Annotated in this window: 13 protein-coding genes; 11 read left to right on the top strand and 2 right to left on the bottom strand. The window is 72.7% G+C overall.

Features of this window, described 5'->3' with window-relative positions; translation table 11 throughout:
- Positions 1–745: 745 nt before the first annotated feature.
- The 3 genes from AOK16_RS00920 (at position 746) to AOK16_RS00910 (ending at position 6797) form a co-directional block, all read left to right on the top strand.
- Positions 746–1009 (top strand): WhiB family transcriptional regulator, encoded by a 264-nt coding sequence (locus AOK16_RS00920; RefSeq protein WP_004952403.1) that lies wholly within the window; start codon positions 746–748, stop codon positions 1007–1009.
- A gap of 407 nt (positions 1010–1416) precedes the next feature.
- Positions 1417–5301, top strand: a complete 3885-nt coding sequence (locus AOK16_RS00915) for a glycosyltransferase (RefSeq protein ID WP_055470264.1) — start codon at positions 1417–1419, stop codon at positions 5299–5301.
- Positions 5298–6797, top strand: a complete 1500-nt coding sequence (locus AOK16_RS00910) for a DUF5719 family protein (protein ID WP_055470263.1) — start codon at positions 5298–5300, stop codon at positions 6795–6797. The genes AOK16_RS00915 and AOK16_RS00910 overlap by 4 nt, the downstream gene beginning before the upstream one ends.
- 62 nt (positions 6798–6859) lie before the next feature.
- Here AOK16_RS00910 and AOK16_RS00905 read toward each other — a convergent pair whose 3' ends face one another.
- The gene (locus tag AOK16_RS00905; RefSeq protein WP_079100921.1) at positions 6860–7321 is read right to left on the bottom strand and encodes a metallopeptidase family protein; all 462 of its coding nucleotides are present in this window, start codon (positions 7319–7321) and stop codon (positions 6860–6862) included.
- A 271-nt stretch (positions 7322–7592) separates the two neighbouring features.
- On the opposite strand from AOK16_RS00905, the gene AOK16_RS00900 reads away from it, so the two are divergent.
- The 6 genes from AOK16_RS00900 to AOK16_RS00875 all read left to right on the top strand — a co-directional run bounded on the left by AOK16_RS00900 (position 7593) and on the right by AOK16_RS00875 (position 13507).
- On the top strand, positions 7593–8018 hold the full coding sequence (locus AOK16_RS00900) for a DUF3499 domain-containing protein (protein WP_079100920.1): 426 nt from the start codon (positions 7593–7595) through the stop codon (positions 8016–8018).
- Between the two features lie 78 nt (positions 8019–8096).
- On the top strand, positions 8097–9455 hold the full coding sequence (locus AOK16_RS00895; protein ID WP_055470260.1) for a phosphomannomutase/phosphoglucomutase: 1359 nt from the start codon (positions 8097–8099) through the stop codon (positions 9453–9455).
- A 182-nt stretch (positions 9456–9637) separates the two neighbouring features.
- The gene (locus tag AOK16_RS00890) at positions 9638–9820 is read left to right on the top strand and encodes a Trm112 family protein (protein ID WP_055470259.1); all 183 of its coding nucleotides are present in this window, start codon (positions 9638–9640) and stop codon (positions 9818–9820) included.
- Positions 9821–9872: 52 nt separating this feature from the next.
- Entirely contained in the window at positions 9873–11045 is a 1173-nt protein-coding gene (locus AOK16_RS00885) for an SIS domain-containing protein (RefSeq protein WP_055470258.1), read from the top strand.
- Between the two features lie 110 nt (positions 11046–11155).
- Positions 11156–12400, top strand: coding sequence for a mannose-6-phosphate isomerase, class I (gene manA, locus AOK16_RS00880; RefSeq protein ID WP_055470257.1), 1245 nt, complete (start codon positions 11156–11158; stop codon positions 12398–12400).
- Between the two features lie 132 nt (positions 12401–12532).
- Positions 12533–13507, top strand: a complete 975-nt coding sequence (locus tag AOK16_RS00875) for a cation diffusion facilitator family transporter (RefSeq protein ID WP_055470256.1) — start codon at positions 12533–12535, stop codon at positions 13505–13507.
- A gap of 129 nt (positions 13508–13636) precedes the next feature.
- Here AOK16_RS00875 and AOK16_RS00870 read toward each other — a convergent pair whose 3' ends face one another.
- On the bottom strand, positions 13637–15739 hold the full coding sequence (locus AOK16_RS00870) for a fructose-specific PTS transporter subunit EIIC (RefSeq protein WP_055470255.1): 2103 nt from the start codon (positions 15737–15739) through the stop codon (positions 13637–13639).
- A gap of 351 nt (positions 15740–16090) precedes the next feature.
- On the opposite strand from AOK16_RS00870, the gene ahcY reads away from it, so the two are divergent.
- Both ahcY and AOK16_RS00860 read left to right on the top strand, forming a co-directional pair.
- The gene (gene ahcY / locus AOK16_RS00865) at positions 16091–17548 is read left to right on the top strand and encodes an adenosylhomocysteinase (protein ID WP_055470254.1); all 1458 of its coding nucleotides are present in this window, start codon (positions 16091–16093) and stop codon (positions 17546–17548) included.
- A gap of 81 nt (positions 17549–17629) precedes the next feature.
- Entirely contained in the window at positions 17630–18244 is a 615-nt protein-coding gene (locus tag AOK16_RS00860) for a hypothetical protein (RefSeq protein WP_055470253.1), read from the top strand.
- The last annotated feature ends 445 nt before the right edge of the window (positions 18245–18689 follow it).

Genomic DNA, 18689 nt, shown 5'->3' with positions numbered 1-18689 from the left:
GAGGTGGGCGACGTCGAGCAGGTCACCGGCGATCTGGATGTCGCTGTTCATGTGCGGGGGTTCCTCGGCTGAAGCGGCTGAAGTGCTGGGGCGCCGCGGAGTGCCATGACGCGCACGGCGCGTACGGGTGGCAGCGGCGGAGCTGGGGAAGGCGGCTGGAGCTCGGTGGCGTCAACAGCTGGAACAGCGACAGTGGGCCTGCACAGCGCAGCGGAACCCGCGGGGGCGGGTCCGGAACGAAGGCGCGTGCATCACTGGCATGCGACCAAGTGGACCCGCTGGCCCCGCGCTCTGTCAACTTGGCGGTCAGTCGCGTGACAGCCCTTCACCTCTTCCGGTTGCTTCCCCGGTGAAAGGTTTGTGCAGTGCCGGGTCCGGAGAGGTGGCGCAACAACCGCCCAACCACCGCTCCACCACTGGGCAGCGGGGCCCTCGGGGCCTCATTACCCTCTCGTAACCTTGGCGTGATCCACTTCGTTTTCCGTGGCCGGATCGCAACGAGGTGGACGATGGCCGCGTCCTTCTCCACAAGGATTGGGTCACGGACGGGGCTCTGGCGCTGTGATGGTTTATGGCGATTTGAACACTTTCCGCATCGCCTTGGTTCCGCAGGGTGAATAAGGGGCCTAATAGCAGATCTCGGCTTGACTGGCCTAGATCACATACTTGTAATTTCACTCGTGTCGTTCGGCCGCTATCGGTAACGGCAGCACCACGGGGACGCGAAGACTGACGAGGGGCGCACATGACCGAGCTGTTCCAGCAACTGCTGGTCGAGGAGGCGGACGAGGAGCTCGGATGGCAGGAGCGCGCGTTGTGCGCCCAGACCGATCCCGAGTCCTTCTTTCCGGAGAAAGGGGGATCGACCCGTGAGGCGAAGAAGGTCTGCCTGGCCTGCGAGGTCCGCTCCGAGTGCCTCGAGTACGCCCTCGCCAACGACGAGCGCTTCGGCATCTGGGGCGGCCTCTCCGAGCGCGAGCGCCGCCGCCTGAAGAAGGCGGCCGTCTGACCCGGCGCCCGGACGGCGTTTCGAGGTCCGATCCGCCTTCCAGAGGTCTGATCCGCCTCTCAGAGGTCCGATCCGCCTCCTATAGGGAGGTTCTCAGCCTCCTAGAGGCCGGCCTGACCTGACAGGCCGCCCCGCCTCCTGAGGGGCCGGATGCTCGAGACGCCCCCTATAGGCGGGGCATCCGCTATACGCGGTCATCCGCGACATAAACCCCCGGTCCGCCTCCCGCGCCCTCCGCGCGGGAGGCGGACCGCTGTGCACACCCGCTCGGCTCTCGCGGGCGAGCCGTTAGTCTGGGGCCCGACCGTGGCGCGCCAATACCCCCGAGGGCGGCGCGCGTCCACCCGCAGACCGCTCAGCAGTCTTCCGGGGCGACCCCGTACCCCGGCCGGAGGGCCCGTACCTCGATGTCCGTGCACAGCCACTCGACGGTCCCTTACGGGACCGCCGCTCCCGAGTTCCCGCGGCATGTCGTCACCGCCGTGCTCGTCTCCCACGACGGCGCGCGCTGGCTGCCGCAGGCCCTCGCCGGCCTGACGGGCCAGGAGCGCCCGGTGCAGAGCGTCATCGCCGCCGACACCGGCAGCGCCGACGACTCGGCCGCGCTCCTGACCGGCGCCCTCGGCCCGGACCGGGTCCTCCACCTCGCCCGCCGCAGCGGCTTCGGCACGGCCGTCGACGAGGCGGTGCGCACGGCCGGCGTGCTGACCCCGGAGGACCTGCCCTATCTGAAGCGGCCCAGCGGCTGGGACCCCGTCTCGCGCACCTGGCACGACGAGGCGTACGCGATGCCGGAGCTGCCGCACGGCGAGCCGGTCCAGTGGCTGTGGCTGCTGCACGACGACTGCGCGCCCGAGCCCGAGGCGCTCGCCGAGCTGCTGCGGGTCGCCGACTCCAGCCCGTCCGCTGCCGTCATCGGGCCCAAGCTGCGCGGCTGGTACGACCGCAGGCAGCTGCTGGAGGTCGGTGTCTCGATCGCCAACAGCGGCCGCCGCTGGACCGGTCTGGACCGGCGCGAGCAGGACCAGGGCCAGCACGACCAGGTCAAGCCCGTCCTGTCCGTCTCCTCCGCGGGCATGCTGGTCCGGCGCGATGTGTGGGAGGAGCTCGGCGGCTTCGACCGGCGGCTGCCCCTCATGCGCGACGACGTCGACCTGTGCTGGCGCGCCCACGCCGCCGGACACCGTGTCCTGATCGCCCCCGACGCCGTGGTGCGGCACGCCGAGGCGTCCGCCCGCGAGCGCCGTCCCATCGACTGCGTCGGCCGCTCGACGGCCAACCCGCACCGTGTCGACAAGGCGGGCGCCGTCTACACGATGCTCGTCAACTCCCGCGGCGCGGTGCTCCCTTACGTCCTGCTGCGGCTGATCCTGGGCACCCTGCTGCGGACCCTCGCCTATCTGGTGGGGAAGGTGCCGGGCCAGGCCCTGGACGAGGTGGCCGGCCTCTTCGGCGTCCTGCTGCGGCCGGGCAGGGTCCTGGCGGCGCGCAGGCACCGCGGCAAACCCATAGTCGAGGCGGCCGAGCTGCGGCCGCTGTTCCCCACGCGCGGCGCGACCGTACGGGCCACCGTCGAGTCCGTCGCCGGGAACTTCGTCGGGCGGTCCGAGCCCGAACTGGCCTCCGGCGGGCGGCACGGCGCGGTCGAGTCGGGCCCCGGCGGGGACGACGCCGAGTTCCTGGAGATCGAGCAGTTCGCGCGGCTGAAGCGGATCGCCCGCAAGCCGGGCCCCGTCCTCTTCCTCGTCCTCCTGCTCGTGTCCCTCATCGCCTGCCGCGCCCTCCTGGGCTCCGGCGCGCTGGCCGGCGGCGCCCTGCTGCCCGCGCCCGAGGACGCCTCGGACCTGTGGGCCCGGTACGCGGCGGGCTGGCACGCGGTCGGCGTCGGCTCCACCGACGCGGCCCCGCCCTACCTCGCCGTCGTCGCCTCCCTGGCCACCGTCCTGTTCGGCAGCACGGGCCTGGCGATCACCCTGCTCCTGGTCTGCTCGGTGCCGCTCGCCGGGCTCACCGCGTACTTCGCCGCCCGCCCGCTCACCGAGTCCCGGCTGCTGCGGGCCTGGGGGAGCGTCGCGTACGCCTTCCTGCCCGCCGCCACCGGCGCGCTCGCCGCGGGCAGGCTGGGCACCGCCGTCCTGGCCATCCTGCTGCCGTTGATCGCCCGCGCGGGCGTGGCCGCGAACGGGCTGCGGCTGCCGCGGCAGAGCGGCGGCGAGGGGCCCCGGCCCAGCTGGCGCGCGGCCTGGGCGTACGCGCTGCTGCTGACCTTCGCCACAGCCTTCACGCCCGTCGTCTGGCTGATCGCGCTCGTGCTGGGCGGCGGGCTCCTCGCGCTGCGGGCCCGGCGGAAGGACCATGTCACCGCGTACGGGCTGCGGTTGGCCGTCGCGCTCCTGACGCCGGTCGTCCTCCTTGCGCCCTGGTCGCTGTCCCTGCTCACCAGCCCCGCAGACTTCTTCGGCGAGGCGGGGCTCGACTACGGCACCGGCGCCGCCTCCGCGCTCGACCTGCTCACCCTCAGCCCCGGCGGCCCCAAGGCCACCGGCGGGCTGCTGATGATCGGCCTCGTGCTGGCCGGGCTGGCCGCCCTGCTGCGCGACGAGCGGCAGCTGGCGATCCGTACGGCCTGGGTGGTGGCGCTCACCGGCCTGCTGTTCGCGGCGCTTGCGGGCGCCTCGGCGTGGGCCGGGCCCGCCACCCTCGTCTACGGCATCGCGCTGATCACCGCGGCCACGGTCGGCGCCGAGGGGGCGCGCGAGCGAGTCGCGGCGATGAACTTCGGCTGGCGGCAGCCCGTCGCGGGCCTGATCGCCGCCGCGGCCGCCGCCGCCCCGCTGATCGCCGCCTTCGGCTGGATGATCAGCGGCGCCGACGGGCCGGTCGAGCGGCGCGACCCGGTGCAGGTGCCCGCGTTCGTCGCCGAGGAGAGCGGCACGCGCGACCAGGCCCGCACGCTCGTCATCGGCGGCGAGAAGGCCGCCGAGGTCTCGTACGCGCTGGTGCGCGGCTCCGGCGCCCGGCTCGGCGACGCCGAACTGGCCGCGGGCGGCGGTGACCCGCGCCTGGACGGCATCGTCGCCAACCTCGTCGCGGGCTCCGGCGCCGACCAGACGCGGCAGCTCGGCGGCTACGCCGTGCGCTATGTGCTCGTGCAGCGGGGCGCGCCCCGCGAGATGAGCCGGGTGCTGGACGCGACCCCCGGCCTGACCCGCCTCAGCCAGGAGGACGGCAGCGCGCTGTGGAGCGTGGACCGGCGGGTCGCCCGCGCCACCATCGTGCCCGCCGGGGGCGGCGACGGCGCGGGCGAGGCGGTGCCCGTGGGCGCCGGGCCCGTCGAGGCGCACACCGAGATCCCCGCCGGCGCCGAGGGGCGGATCCTGCGCATCGCGGACCGCGCCGCGCCGGGCTGGCAGGCCACGCTCGACGGCACCCCGCTGACCCCGACCACCGTCGACGGCTGGGCCCAGGGCTTCGAACTGCCCGCGGGCGGTGGCCGGTTGGACCTGGCCTACGAGACGCCGCTGACCCGTGCCGCGTGGGTGTGGACGCAGGGGCTGCTCGCGGTCGTCGTCCTCGTGCTGGCGCTGCCGGGGCGGCGCCGGGACGTCGACGACGACCTGCCGGAGCCGGAGGCCGCCGCGGTGCCGGCGCAGCCGGTCGCGGGGGAGGGGCGCCGGGCCCGGCGCCTGCGGGCTGCCGCGGAGGCGGAACAGGCCGCGCAGGGCGGGCCGTCGGAGGATTCGGAGCCTTCCGCAGGCCCGGAAGGCCACCAGCAGGGCGCGCGGCAGGCCCTGCAGGGGGTCCCGCAACAGGCCTCGCAACAGGCCCCGCCGCAGGCTTTCGCCGAGGGGCAGTCGGACGGCGCCGCCGCCCAGGACCCGTACGCCGCCGTGCCGCAGCAGCAGCCGTACGGGGAGTGGGGCGCACAGGAGTACTCCGTGAACCCCTTGCCCGGTCAGCAGCAACACGACCCGTACGCGGGCCGGTACCAGGACCCGTACCAGGGCGCGGCCGAGCAGTATCCGGCCGACGCGGGCGCCTATCAGACCGGGCCGTACGACAACACCCAGTACGGGAGCGGCACTTATGAGGGCGGCCAGTACCAGGGCGGCGGCCAGTACGCCGACCCGTACGGCACCTACCCCGCCCAGGGCGACGGGACGTATGACCCGGTGGCCTACGACCCGGCCGCGTACGGGCAGCACCCGTACGGCGAAGGGGCCTACGGGGACACCACGTACGGGGACGGCTCGCAGGCCGGGCCCCGCCGCGACGGGAGCGACCAGCAGTGAACCGCACGACCCAGTCCCTGATCGGCGCCGCCGCGGCCCTGGCGGCCGTCACCGGAGTCGCCGCCCTGACCGGGCCGGACAGCGCCGCGGACGCCTCGGCGGCCTCCGCGGCCCGGCTGCCCGTGGAGCGCTCGACGCTGCTGTGCCCGGCGCCCTCCTCCTCCGAGCTCGCCGAGACCACGTACACCTCCTTCACCCCGAAGGGGAAGGGGACGGCCGCCGAGAAGGGCAGCGCGGAGCTGCGGGCCGCCCTCACGAAGGAGGCCGGTGCCAAGGGCGGCGGCGCCAAGGCCGGCAAGGACAAGCCGGTCGTGGCCCTCAAGGAGCCCGGCAGCCCCGTCAACGCCAAGACGTCCGACCCGGAGGCCCCCGCCCTCGTCGGTACCGCCGACGGCGCCCTGGCACCCGGCTGGAGCGCCCAGCAGACCACCGTGATCAGCGCGGGCGGCGGCCGCGCGGTGCTGGGCGCGGCCTGCACCCCGCCGGACACCGAGTTCTGGTTCCCGGGCGCGAGCACGGCCCGCGACCGCCAGGACTACGTCCACCTGACCAACCCCGACGACTCGGCGGCCGTCGTCGACCTCGAGCTCTACGGCAAGGACGGGGCCCTCAAGGCCCCGGCGGGGGAGGGGATCACGGTCCCGGCGCACGCCAGCGTGCCCGTGCTGCTGTCCACGCTCACCACCGAGCCGACCTCCGACGCCGTCCTGCACGTGGTCGCGCGCGGGGGCCGGGTCGGGGCCTCCGTCCAGGCCTCGGACGACAAGCGCGGCGGCGACTGGCTGGCGTCGGCGGCCGACCCGTCGGGCACCGCGGTGCTGCCCGGCATCCCCAAGGACGCTACCTCCGTGCAACTGATCGCGATGGCCACCGGGGCGGCGGACGCCGACCTGAAGGTGCGGCTCTCGGGCCCGTCCGGCCAGATCACCCCGGCCGGGCACGAGACGCTGAACGCGCGCAGCGGGATGGTCACGGCTGTGGACCTCCGCGACGTCACCAAGGGCGAGCCCGGTTCCCTGCTGCTGACCCCGGAGGGCGACAGCAGCGCCCCGTTCGTCGCGGCCCTGCGCGTCACCCGCGGCAAGGGCGCCAAGCAGGAGATCGCGTTCATCCCCGCCACGGCACCGATCGAGACGCGTGCCACCGCGGCGGACAACCGCGCCAAGGGCACGACCCTCGACCTGGTGGCCCCGGGCCGGAGCGCGAAGGTCACGGTCATCTCCTCGGCCGGCAGCGACGGCGGCACCGCTGCCACCAAGTCGTACACGGTCAAGGGCGGTACGACCCTCTCGGTCACGCCGCCGGTCCCCGCCGGAGCCAAGGGCAGTTACGCGGTCACGGTGGTGCGCGAGTCCGGCGGGCCCGTCCACGCCTCCCGCACGCTGGAGCTCCCCGAGGGCGGCGTGCCGCTGTTCACGATCCAGACGCTGCCCGACGACCGGGGCACGGTGGAGGTCCCGGACGCGGGCCAGGACCTGTCGCTGCTGACGAACTGACGGGATCCCAGGGGCGGTCCGGCCCGCAGGGGCGGGCCGCCGCCGCAGAGGGCGGGTCGCCGTCAGTCCTGCCCGTAGCGCGGGTCGACCGACTCGGGCGCCAGGCCCAGGAGTTCGGCGACCTGCTCGACCACGACCTCGTGGACCAGCAGCGCGCGCTCGTCCCGGCTCTTGGTGCGGATCTCGACTGGGCGCCGGTAGACCACGATCCGCGCGGGCTGGTTCCCGTGTGCGGAGAGCAGGCGGCCCAGCGGCACCGACTCCCCGTCCCAGCCGCCCTCCTGGGCGTCGTCGGGCCGGCCGGGCGGCGGCACCTCGCGCACCGTGAACTCGACGTCGGACAGCTGCGGCCAGCGCCGTTCCAGCCGGTCGACGGAGTCGTGGACGAGGTCGACGAACGCCTCGCCCCTGCTGGCCGAGAGCGGCACCTGCGGCGGAGCGATCGGGCCGCGCATGCCGCGACCGTGGCGGTCGCGCCGTCGGGGCCGCGGCTCGGGCGGTCGTGGGGGTACGGGGCTGTCCATCACCTCAGAGGGTAGCCGTCCGCCCCGGCCCCGGAGGCGCAGGCCGGGCACCCCGCGCCATGTCGGCAGATGAACATTCCAGCCATAGTTGTGCCCGTTTCTGATCGCTTGTTGAAGCGGGCATCTCGGGGCGAATAGCACTATTTGCTTCGAGTGGTGACCGGAATCGTTCTCGGGGGTTTCCGCGGCTCCTCGCCTCCGTGCAGGTCAACGCGGGTGTCCGCAGGTCAGAGGTGTCGTGGCCACCCGAACGACACGGCGGTGTGAGCTCTTGGAGAGTCGTCGCGGCCCGCTCAAGAGTGCGGTACCGTCCAACGTCGTGAGCCCTGTACGTCGCTGTTCGCGCACTGCGTGCGGCCGCCCCGCCGTCGCGACCCTGACGTACGTCTACGCGGACTCGACCGCGGTCCTCGGACCGCTCGCCACCTACGCCGAGCCGCACTGCTACGACCTGTGCGCCGAGCACTCCGAGCGCCTGACCGCCCCCCGCGGCTGGGAAGTCGTACGCCTCGCCGTCGACTCCGGCCCTCCCCGTCCCACCGGCGACGACCTCGAAGCGCTCGCCAACGCCGTACGGGAGGCGGCCCGCCCCCAGTCGCGCGCCGCGGGCGCCGTCGGGCCCAGCGGCCGGGAGGCGGACCCGATGGAGGTCGCGCGCCGCGGCCACCTCCGCGTACTGCGCTCGCCGGAGTCCTGAGCCCTGCCGGGTACTGTGCTGCCGTGGGGCCCGACCGGCCCTGACCGGGGACCGTACCAATTCCAGGAGGCGTGCATCGTGCCCGACTTGTCGCAGATCGTTAAGGCTTACGACGTGCGCGGCGTGGTCCCGGACCAGTGGGACGAGCCGCTGGCCGAGCTGTTCGGCGCCGCCTTCGTCCAGGTGACCGGCGCGGACGCGATCGTCACCGGCCACGACATGCGGCCCTCCTCGCCCGGCCTTTCGCGCGCCTTCGCCCGCGGCGCGGCCGCGCGCGGCGTGGACGTCACCGAGATCGGCCTGTGCTCCACCGACGAGTTGTACTTCGCCAGCGGCCAACTCGGCCTGCCCGGCGCCATGTTCACCGCCAGCCACAACCCCGCCCAGTACAACGGCATCAAGATGTGCCGGGCCGGCGCCAGCCCCGTGGGCGCGGACACCGGCCTCGCCGAGATCCGCGCCCTGGTCGAGGAGTGGGCCGAGTCCGGCGCCCCCGAGCCCGCCGCCGGCCCCGGCACCATCAGCGGCCGGGACGTCCTCGCCGAGTACGGCGCCCACCTGCGCTCGCTCGTCGACCTCAGCACCATGCGCCACCTCAAGGTCGTCGTCGACGCGGGCAACGGCATGGGCGGCCACACCGTCCCCACCGTCTTCGAGGGCCTGCCGGTCGACCTCGTCCCGATGTACTTCGAGCTGGACGGCACCTTCCCCAACCACGAGGCCAACCCCCTCGACCCGAAGAACATCACCGACCTCCAGGCCAAGGTCCGCGAGACCGGAGCCGACATCGGCATCGCCTTCGACGGCGACGCCGACCGCTGCTTCGTCGTGGACGAGAACGGCGACCCGGTCAGCCCCTCCGCGATCACCGCCCTCGTCGCCGCCCGCGAGCTGGCCAAGCACGGCGGCGGCACGGTGATCCACAACTGCATCACTTCCTGGTCCGTCCCCGAGGTCGTCAAGGAGAACGGCGGCACCCCCGTCCGTACGCGCGTGGGCCACTCCTTCATCAAGGCCGAGATGGCCCGCACGGGAGCGATCTTCGGCGGCGAGCACTCCGCGCACTACTACTTCCGCGACTTCTGGAACGCCGACACCGGCATGCTCGCCGCCCTGCACGTCCTCGCCGCGCTCGGCGGCCAGCAGGGCCCGCTCTCCCAGCTGGTCGCGGAGTACGACCGCTACGCCGCCTCCGGCGAGATCAACAGCACCGTCGAGGACCAGGCGGGCCGCGCCGCCGCCGTCAGGGCCGCCTACGAGGGCCGTCAGGACGTCGAGCTGGACGAGCTGGACGGACTCACCGTCACCGCCGCCGACTGGTGGTTCAACCTCCGCCCCTCCAACACCGAGCCGCTGCTGCGCCTCAACGTCGAGGCCCGCGACACGGCCACCGTCGCGAAGGTCCGCGACGAGGTCCTCTCGATCGTCCGCGCCTGATCGGCCCGTTGACGGCCCGGGGCCTACCCGACCGCCCGAGAGGGCGGCCCCCTCCCGGAGGCCCCGCGCCCGTCCTCCCCGCCGCCCGGGCCGCGCTCCGAGCGCGGCCCGGCGGTACGCTGGCCAGGCCGAACCCTCCTCCCCGCGCCGAGCGCGGGAGGGCCGTCCGAAGGGAACAACCCATGCCGCTCGAAGCCGGTCTCCTGGAGATCCTCGCCTGCCCGGCGTGCCACGCCCCGCTCCGCGAGGCCTCCTCGGGCGACGCCGTGGAGCTGGTGTGCACCGCGGCGGACTGCGGCCTGGCGTACCCGATCCGCGACGGCATCCCCGTCCTGCTCGTCGACGAGGCCCGCCGCCCGGCCTGACCGGCCGCCCGGCCCGAGCCAGACACCACCGGCGATCGGAGGCTCCACCCAGATGCTCGACGAGTCGCTGCTCGACGCCCCCGAAGCCCTGGGGCGCGCCGACCCCCGCGGCCTGCTGCGCGGCGCGGCGGAATCCGGAGCCCGGGTCCGCACGGCCACCCGAGCCGCCGCCGAGTCCGGCCTCGCGGACCTCAAGCCCGACGGCCGCCCCCGCGCGCTCTTCGTCGCCGGCTCCGGCGCCACCACCGGCTGCATCGCCGACCTGCTGTCTGCGCTCGGCGGCGGCAACATCCCGGTCACCCTGATCCGCCCCACCGGCGCCCTTGCCGCACCCGGCGCCCTGCTGTGGGCCCTGCCCGGCTGGGCCGGCCCCCTCGACCTGCTGCTTGTCCTCACCACCGACGGCACGGAACCAGGCCTGTCCGCCCTGGTCGAGCAGGCCTACCGCCGCGGCTGCTCCGTCGTGACCGTCGCCCCGCCCCGCTCCCCGCTCACCGAGGACGCGGGTGGCAGGCGAGGCCTGGTCGTGCCCCTCGCCCCCGGGCCGTACGAGGAAGTGCCCGAGGACCAGCCGCTCCCGGCCACCGGGCTGCGCCCCGCGCCCGAGGCCGAGCCGCCCGGCACCCTGTGGGCCCTGCTCACCCCGCTGCTCGTCCTCCTCGACCGGATCGGCCTGTTCCCCGCCGCGCAGCCCGCCATCCAGGCCGTCGCCGACCGGCTCGACCGCACCGCTGAACGCTGCGGGCCCGCCATCGCCACGTACAGCAACCCGGCCAAGACCCTCGCGGTCGAACTCGCCGACGCGCTGCCCCTGCTGTGGAGCGAGGGGCCCGCCGCGGGCGTCGCGGGCCGGCACTTCGCGCGCGTGCTCGGGGCCGTCGCCGGTCGCCCGGCGCTCGCCGCCGAACTGCCCGACGCCCTGGTCGCCCACGGCACGCTCCTCTCCGGGGCCTTCGCCGCGGGCGCCGACCCGGACGACTTCTTCCGCGACCGCGTGGAGGACCCGCAGGCCCTCCACGCGCGCGTGGTGCTGCTCCGCGAGAGCGCCGAACTCGACCGCCACTCGGCGACCCCCGCCGCCCGCGAACTCGCCCTCACCCACGACACCCCCGTCAGCGAGCTCGAACCCTCCGAGGGCAGCGGCCGCCTTGAGGCCGTCGCGGAACTCTTCGCCGTCGCCGACTTCGCCGCCGTCTACCTCGCCCTCGCCTCGAGGGACCGATGACCCGCCCCGAGGACCGATGACGATCCGCCGTCGCGACCCGTAGCCGTACAACGCACCGCCCGCCAGGGCCCCCGTCCGCACCACCGCTGCACAGTCAGGAACCGCACCCCATGGACCGCCTCGCCAACACCGTGCGCCCCTACGCTTGGGGCTCCACCACCGCCATCCCGCAGCTGCTGGGCACCGAGCCGACCGGCGAGCCGCAGGCCGAGCTGTGGATGGGCGCGCACCCCGGCGCCCCCTCCCGGGTCGAGCGCGGTAGCGGCCCCGCGGCCCTCTCCGAGGTGATCGCGGCCGACCCCGCCCGCGAGCTCGGCGCGGCCGCCACCGCGCGGTTCGGCCCCCGGCTGCCCTTCCTGCTCAAGCTCCTGGCCGCCGGCTCCCCGCTCTCCCTCCAGGTTCACCCCGACCTCGCCCAGGCCAAGGCCGCCTTCGCCGACGAGGAGGACCGCGGCGTTCCGATCGGCGCCCCGCACCGCAACTACAAGGACGCCAACCACAAGCCCGAACTCATCTGCGCCCTCACGCCCTTCGACGGGCTCTGCGGCTTCCGCCGCGAGGAAGAGGCGGCCGAGCTGCTCGCCGCCCTGGAGGTCGACTCGCTCAAGCCGTACGTCGACATCCTGCACGCCCGCCCCGAGAAGGACGCGCTGCGCGAGGTGCTGACCGCCGTCCTCACCGCCGACCAGGCGGCGATGGCCGAGTCCGTCGAGCAGGCCGCCGCGGCCGCGGAACGGCTCGCCGCCGTCGAGGGCCCGCACCAGCACGCGTACGCCGCCTACGCCGCCATCGCCCGCCACTACCCCGGCGACCCCGGCGTCATCGCCGCGATGCTGCTCAACTACATCCAACTCCAGCCCGGCGAGGCCCTCTTCCTCGGCGCCGGCGTCCCGCACGCCTACCTCGGCGGCCTCGGCGTCGAGATCATGGCCAACTCCGACAACGTGCTGCGCTGTGGCCTTACCCCCAAACACGTCGACGTGCCCGAACTCCTGCGCATCGTCCGCTTCGAGCCCACCGCCCCGGACGTCCTGCGCCCCGAGGCCGTCGACGGCGAGGAGACGTACGAGACGCCGATCGACGAGTTCCGGCTCTCCCGTTACGCCCTGGCCGGCGGCGCCGCGCCGCGCCGCATCCCCTCCGGCACCCCGCAGATCCTCCTCTGCACCGCGGGCACGGCGCTGCTGCGGGCGCGCCCCGGCTCCGGCTCCGGTGAGGGCGGCTCGGGCGGGGGCGGTTCGCGCGAGGGCGCCGAACTGCCGCTAACCCAGGGCGAGTCGGCCTTCGTGGCAGCGGACGAGGAGGTCGAACTCACCGGCGAGGGAACGGTCTTCCGGGCCACCGTCGTCGTGTGACCGCCCCGGCTGCGGCCGGGTGGTGCCGGAGCGTGCCCCGGCGGCGGAGGCCGGGCGGCGGGGCTGCAAGAATGTCCGCCCTGTAAAGGCGGAGCAAAGGCTCCCGGTCGACGGAAGGGACACTCGGCACTCATGAGTGCATCTGGCGGAACCAAGGCGATCGTGGCGGCGCTGGGCGCCAACCTGGCCATCGCCGCAGCGAAGTTCGTGGCGTTCGCCTTCAGTGGCTCGTCCTCGATGCTCGCCGAAGGCGTCCACTCGCTCGCGGACTCCGGCAACCAGGCGCTGCTGCTCGTCGGCGGCAAGAAGGCCAAGCGCGCCGCGACCCCCGAGCACCCCTTCGGCTACGGCCGCGAGCGCTACATCTACGCCTTCCTCGTCTCGATCGTGCTCTTCTCGGTCGGCGGCATGTTCGCCCTCTACGAGGGCTACGAGAAGATCAAGCACCCGCACGAGATCAAGGACTGGTACTGGCCCATCGGCGTCCTCGTCTTCGCGATCATCGCCGAGGCCTTCTCCTTCCGCACGGCCATCCAGGAGTCCAACACGCTGCGCGGACGCCAGTCCTGGACCCAGTTCGTACGCCGCGCCAAGGCGCCCGAGCTGCCCGTCGTCCTGCTGGAGGACCTCGGCGCACTCGTCGGCCTGATCCTGGCGCTGGCCGGTGTCAGCCTGGCGCTCGCCACCGGCGACGGCGTCTGGGACGGCATCGGCACGCTGTGCATCGGCGCCCTGCTGATCCTCATCGCCCTCGTCCTCGCCGCCGAGACCAAGTCCCTGCTCCTCGGCGAGGCGGCCGGACCCGACACCGCGGAGCGGATCAGCGAGGCCGTCGTCGACGGCTCCACGGTCACCCGCCTCATCCACATGCGCACCCAGCACCTCGGCCCCGAGGAGCTCCTCGTCGCGGCCAAGATCGCCGTACCGGGCGACTCCACGGCCGCCGACGTGACGGCCGCGATCAACGCCGCCGAGGCGCGCATCCGCGAGGCCGTGCCGATCGCCCGCGTGATCTACCTGGAGCCGGACCTCTACGACGAGGCGGCGGCCGCCGTGGGCCCCGACCCGGCCAAGACGCCGGGCGGACCCGGTCCCGAGGCCCACTGAGGCGCCTGGCCGCTCGGCCGGGAAACCGGCCGGTCAGCTGCTGGGAAACCGGCCAGTCAGCTGTGGAAGGGCGAAGGCCCCCGCGGGTGCGGGGGCCTTCGCCCTTTCCGGCTCTGCTGTGCCCGGGTGCTACTTGATCTCGCCCAGCACCCGCAGGATCTCCGGCTTGCCCTCGGCGGCTGTCAACCGCTCCCGGAAGCCGGTGTCCATCAGCTTCCGCGACAGCAGGGCGAGAATCCGCAGATGCTCGTCCCCCGCCGCCTCCTGGGGCACGGAGATCATGAAGATGAGCTTCGCCTTGGTGCCGTCCAGCGAGCCCCACTCGATGCCCTCGGCCGAGCGTGCGAAGCCCACGACCGGAGCCGTCACGGCGTCGGTCTTGGCGTGCGGGATGGCGATCTCCTCGCCGAGCCCCGTCGTGCCCTGGTCCTCACGCGCGAACGCCGCCCGCACCAGCCCGTCGACGTCCGCGACCTTGCCGGTGGTGGCCAGCATCGCGGCCATCTCCCGGATCGCGGCGTCCTTGTTGTCCGCGTCCAGCTGCTCGCTGACCGTCTGCGCGGACAGGTGCCCGGACAGCACCTCGTCCTCGGCGGGCTCCGCGATGGTCGCCGTGGCCGTGGCTGCCGTGGCCGTGCTCGTACGAGCCGGAGCCGCGCCGACCCGCTCCGGGGCCGAACCCGCTCCCGTACCGACGCCGACCCCGGCCAACACCGGCTCCGGCGCGGGCGCCCCCGCTTCCGGCGCCTCCGCGGCGGCAGCGTCGGCCTTCGCACCGGCGCCGCCCTTGCCCAGGACCATGAACGCCACGGTCGCGACCCCGGTCACCACGGAACCGATGACGACCGCGACGAAGAACATCGGCACACCGCCGACCGCGCCGAGCACCGCCACGATCGGGCCGCCGTGCGGCACCGAGTCCTTGACCGCCGCCAGGCCCGCGATCGCACCGGCCACCGCGCCACCCAGCATGTTCGCCGGAATGACCCGGGCCGGCCGGGCAGCGGCGAACGGGATCGCACCCTCGGTGATACCGAAGAAGCCCATGAACAGCGCCGCGAGGCCCGTCTCCCGCTCCTGCTCGGTGAAGAGCTTGCGGCGGATCAGCGTCGCGAGGCCCTGGCCGAGCGGCGGAACCGGGATGGCTGCCGCACACATACCCATGATCTCGGGGTTCTTCGAGACCAGACCGGCGCCGAAGAGGAACGCCGTCTTGTTGACCGGGCCGCCCATGTCGAACGCGATCATGAGGCCCAGGATGATGCCCAGCAGCGCCGCACTGGTGCCGGTCAGCCCGCCCAGCCAGCCGGTGAGGTTCTCGAACACCCAGGAGATCGGCTTGCCGATCACATAGATGAAGAACAGGCCGAGCGCGGTCGTCGCGACGATCGGGATCACGATGATCGGCATGATCGGCTGGACGAACTTCGGGACCTTGACCTTCTTGATCGCCAGGACCAGGTAGCCCGCGAGGAAACCGGTGACGATCGCACCGATGAAGCCCGCACCCGACTTGGAGTCGTACAGCGCCCCGGTGTTGGCTATCCAGCCGCCGATCATGCCCGGCACGAGCGCGGGCCGGTCGCCGATGGCGTACGCGATGTAGCCGGAGAGGATCGGGATCATCAGCGTGAAGCCGATGACGCCGATGTCGTTGACGTGCTTCCAGAACGACCCGTCGGGAATGACCAGACCGCCGTCGGCCTGCGGCGTACCGCCGATCGCCAGCGACACCGCGATCAGCAGCCCGCCGACCACGACGAACGGGATCATGTACGAGACGCCGTTCATCAGTGCCTTGTACGTGGTGCTCCGCTCCTTGGCGCCGGCCTTGCCGCTCGCGCCCGCACCGGCCGCAGCGGAGCCCTCACCCCGGTAGACCGGCGCGCTCTGCACCTGCTCGATCAGCCGCTCCGGGTTGTGCACCCCCTCGGCGACACCGACGACCAGCACCCGCTTGCCGACGAACCGGCTGCGGTCGACGTCCTTGTCGGCGGCGATGATGATGCCGTCCGCGTCGCTGACATCGTTGTCCGTCAGGACGTTCTCGGCCCCGATCGAGCCCTGCGTCTCCACCTTCATCCGGTGGCCGAGGGACTCGGCGGCCTGGGACAGCTTCTCCGCTGCCATATAGGTGTGGGCGATGCCCGTGGGACAGGCCGTCACTGCAAGCAGCTTCAGCCCCTGCCCACTCGACCCCGCGGCCGTGGGGGGATCAGCCGGACTGGTCACGTGGTTCTCCTTAGAGCGGTGCGAGCGCGAACGTGCGAGTTTTCTCGCGCCTCGACGCATCCTGCAATACGCGCGTCGTGGAACAAAGTCCGTGGTGGGACGCCCGGAAATGGACAAATCCCCTGCAATCAAGGGGCGGAGACCCCCCGCGGGCTGGGGCGCGTGAAGACGATCGGTGTAGATTCGTGACCAGACAGACGTCGCTGCTGATGGCGGTCGGGCGGTTCGCCCTGCGGACCGACCGAGGGAGAGAGGGCCTCCGACGGACTGGCTGCGGCCCCGGGACCCGTGTGTCCGGTGCCGCGGACAAGCCGTGTCCACTCTCGCTCGAACCCACGAGGAGCAGCCCGTATGACCACAGCCGCCACCGGTCAGGACTTCAAGGTCGCCGACCTGTCCCTGGCCGCCTTCGGCCGCAAGGAGATCACCCTCGCCGAGCACGAGATGCCCGGTCTGATGGCGATCCGCGAGGAATACGCCGCCGCGCAGCCGCTCGCGGGCGCCCGCGTCACCGGCTCCCTGCACATGACGGTGCAGACCGCCGTGCTCATCGAGACCCTCGTCGCGCTCGGCGCGCAGGTGCGCTGGGCCTCCTGCAACATCTTCTCCACCCAGGACCACGCCGCCGCCGCGATCGCGGTCGGCCCGAACGGCACCCCCGAGAAGCCCCAGGGCGTTCCGGTCTTCGCCTGGAAGGGCGAGACGCTGGAGGAGTACTGGTGGTGCACCGAGCAGGCGCTGACCTGGCCGGACACCGCCACCGGCGGTCCGAACATGATCCTGGACGACGGCGGTGACGCCACGCTCCTGGTCCACAAGGGCGTGGAGTTCGAGAAGGCCGGGGCCGTCCCGGATGCCGCCACCGCGGACAACGACGAGTACCGCCTCATCCTCCAGCTGCTGACCCGCACCCTGGGCGAGAACGCGCAGAAGTGGACGCAGCTGTCCTCCGAGATCCGCGGCGTGACGGAGGAGACCACCACCGGCGTCCACCGCCTCTACGAGATGCAGCAGGCCGGCACGCTGCTCTTCCCGGCGATCAACGTCAACGACGCCGTGACGAAGTCGAAGTTCGACAACAAGTACGGCTGCCGCCACTCGCTGATCGACGGCATCAACCGCGCCACCGACGTCCTCATCGGCGGCAAGACCGCGGTCGTGTGCGGCTACGGCGACGTGGGCAAGGGCTGCGCCGAGTCGCTGCGCGGCCAGGGCGCCCGGGTCATCGTCACCGAGATCGACCCGATCTGCGCGCTGCAGGCGGCGATGGACGGCTACCAGGTCGCCACCCTGGACGACGTGGTGGAGACGGCCGACATCTTCGTCACCACGACCGGCAACAAGGACATCATCATGGCCGCGGACATGGCCAAGATGAAGCACCAGGCCATCGTGGGGAACATCGGCCACTTCGACAACGAGATCGACATGGCCGGCCTCGCGGCGATCCCCGGCATCGTCAAGGACGAGGTCAAGCCACAGGTCCACACCTGGACGTTCCCCGAAGGCAAGAAGATCATCGTGCTCTCCGAGGGCCGTCTGCTGAACCTCGGCAACGCCACCGGTCACCCGTCGTTCGTGATGTCCAACTCCTTCGCGAACCAGACCATCGCGCAGATCGAGCTCTTCACCAAGCCCGAGGCGTACCCGATCGGTGTCTACGTGCTGCCCAAGCACCTGGACGAGAAAGTGGCCCGGTTCCACCTCGACGCCCTCGGCGTCAGGCTGACCACGCTCCGCCCGGAGCAGGCCGCCTACATCGGCGTCCCGGTCGAGGGTCCGTACAAGCCCGACCACTACCGCTACTGACCACAGCCAGCAGGTCAGCACCCAGCCGATGAGACCGGGCCCCCGCCACCAGCGGGGGCCCGGCCCGTCAAGGACCACACCATGCCCCGCGGCCGCTACTCCCGCCACGATCCCCACGACCACACCCCCCTCGCGGAAGAACACTTCCACTGCGCCCCCGGCCCCTCCGGCTGGCGCTACGTCTCGCAGATCACCACCCCCACCGGCGATCACTCCGGCTCCGTCGACCTCACCACCGACGAACTCGGCCGTCCCATCCGTCTCGAACTCCACGCCGGCGACTGGCAGGTACGCGGCGCGGCGCTCGAAGGCGTCACCTGGGTCCGCACCGACCCCACCGGCGCCCACGCCACCGAGGGCAACGCGCGCGCCCACTCCTTCACCGGAACCTCCCCCGCTTTCCTCGTAGCCACCACTCGCCTCCTGCGTCTCACCCCCGGCGCCCCCGCGGTCCGCCTCCGCCTCGTCTCCTTCACCGACCCCGTGCTCGCTCCGCGCACCCTCGACCAGTCCTGGGCGCTGCTGAAGAGCGAAGCACACGCCACTGACAACGGCCCGCTGGCCGTGGACGAGTACCAGGTCAGCGAGCTGGACACCGGCGAGCAGTACGCCGTGCACATCGCCGGCGACGTCGTCCTCGCGGCCCCCGGCATCGAGCTCGAATCCCTCGAGTCCCCGCCGTCGACGTTCCCTTGATCCCTTCGCGGGTGATGCGAGGGCGCATGATGTGCGTCGAGCGCCCATGACCTGCTACTGTCCTCTTCGCCCCAGGAAACCCGTTGACACGGGTGGAACGGGGAGGTAGATTCGAACGGTTGCGGGGAGCTGGACAGGCCCCATCGCAGGAACTAGAATCCACTGCACTCCAGCCGGAATTGAATTCCGCAGGAGTGTTTTCTGGCCCTCCAACGGCCAATCAGATCGAGAAATCGGGTCGTAAAAGACCACGGTGAGAATCTGGTAAGGTTGGAAACACCGAAGGGAAGCCCGGAGGAAAGCCCGAGAGGGTGAGTACGAAGGAAGCGTCCGTTCCTTGAGAACTCAACAGCGTGCCAAAAGTCAACGCCAGATATGTTGATACCCCGTCTCCGGGCCGTGATGGTCTGGGGCGAGGTTCCTTTGAAAAGTCCTTCCGTTTTGG

The sequence above is a fragment of the Streptomyces pathocidini genome (genome assembly GCF_001418495.1).
GTDB lineage: Bacteria > Actinomycetota > Actinomycetes > Streptomycetales > Streptomycetaceae > Streptomyces > Streptomyces pathocidini.
This window is presented reverse-complemented; position numbering and strand designations above follow the sequence as displayed.

Coding starts and splice junctions, on each gene's coding strand:
- AOK16_RS00875 (WP_055470256.1), top strand. CDS start 12,533: ATGAGTGCATCTGGCGGAACCAAGGCGATCGTGGCGGCGCTGGGCGCC.
- AOK16_RS00860 (WP_055470253.1), top strand. CDS start 17,630: ATGCCCCGCGGCCGCTACTCCCGCCACGATCCCCACGACCACACCCCC.
- ahcY (WP_055470254.1), top strand. CDS start 16,091: ATGACCACAGCCGCCACCGGTCAGGACTTCAAGGTCGCCGACCTGTCC.
- AOK16_RS00885 (WP_055470258.1), top strand. CDS start 9,873: ATGCTCGACGAGTCGCTGCTCGACGCCCCCGAAGCCCTGGGGCGCGCC.
- AOK16_RS00915 (WP_055470264.1), top strand. CDS start 1,417: ATGTCCGTGCACAGCCACTCGACGGTCCCTTACGGGACCGCCGCTCCC.
- manA (WP_055470257.1), top strand. CDS start 11,156: ATGGACCGCCTCGCCAACACCGTGCGCCCCTACGCTTGGGGCTCCACC.
- AOK16_RS00905 (WP_079100921.1), bottom strand. CDS start 7,321: ATGGACAGCCCCGTACCCCCACGACCGCCCGAGCCGCGGCCCCGACGG.
- AOK16_RS00890 (WP_055470259.1), top strand. CDS start 9,638: ATGCCGCTCGAAGCCGGTCTCCTGGAGATCCTCGCCTGCCCGGCGTGC.
- AOK16_RS00920 (WP_004952403.1), top strand. CDS start 746: ATGACCGAGCTGTTCCAGCAACTGCTGGTCGAGGAGGCGGACGAGGAG.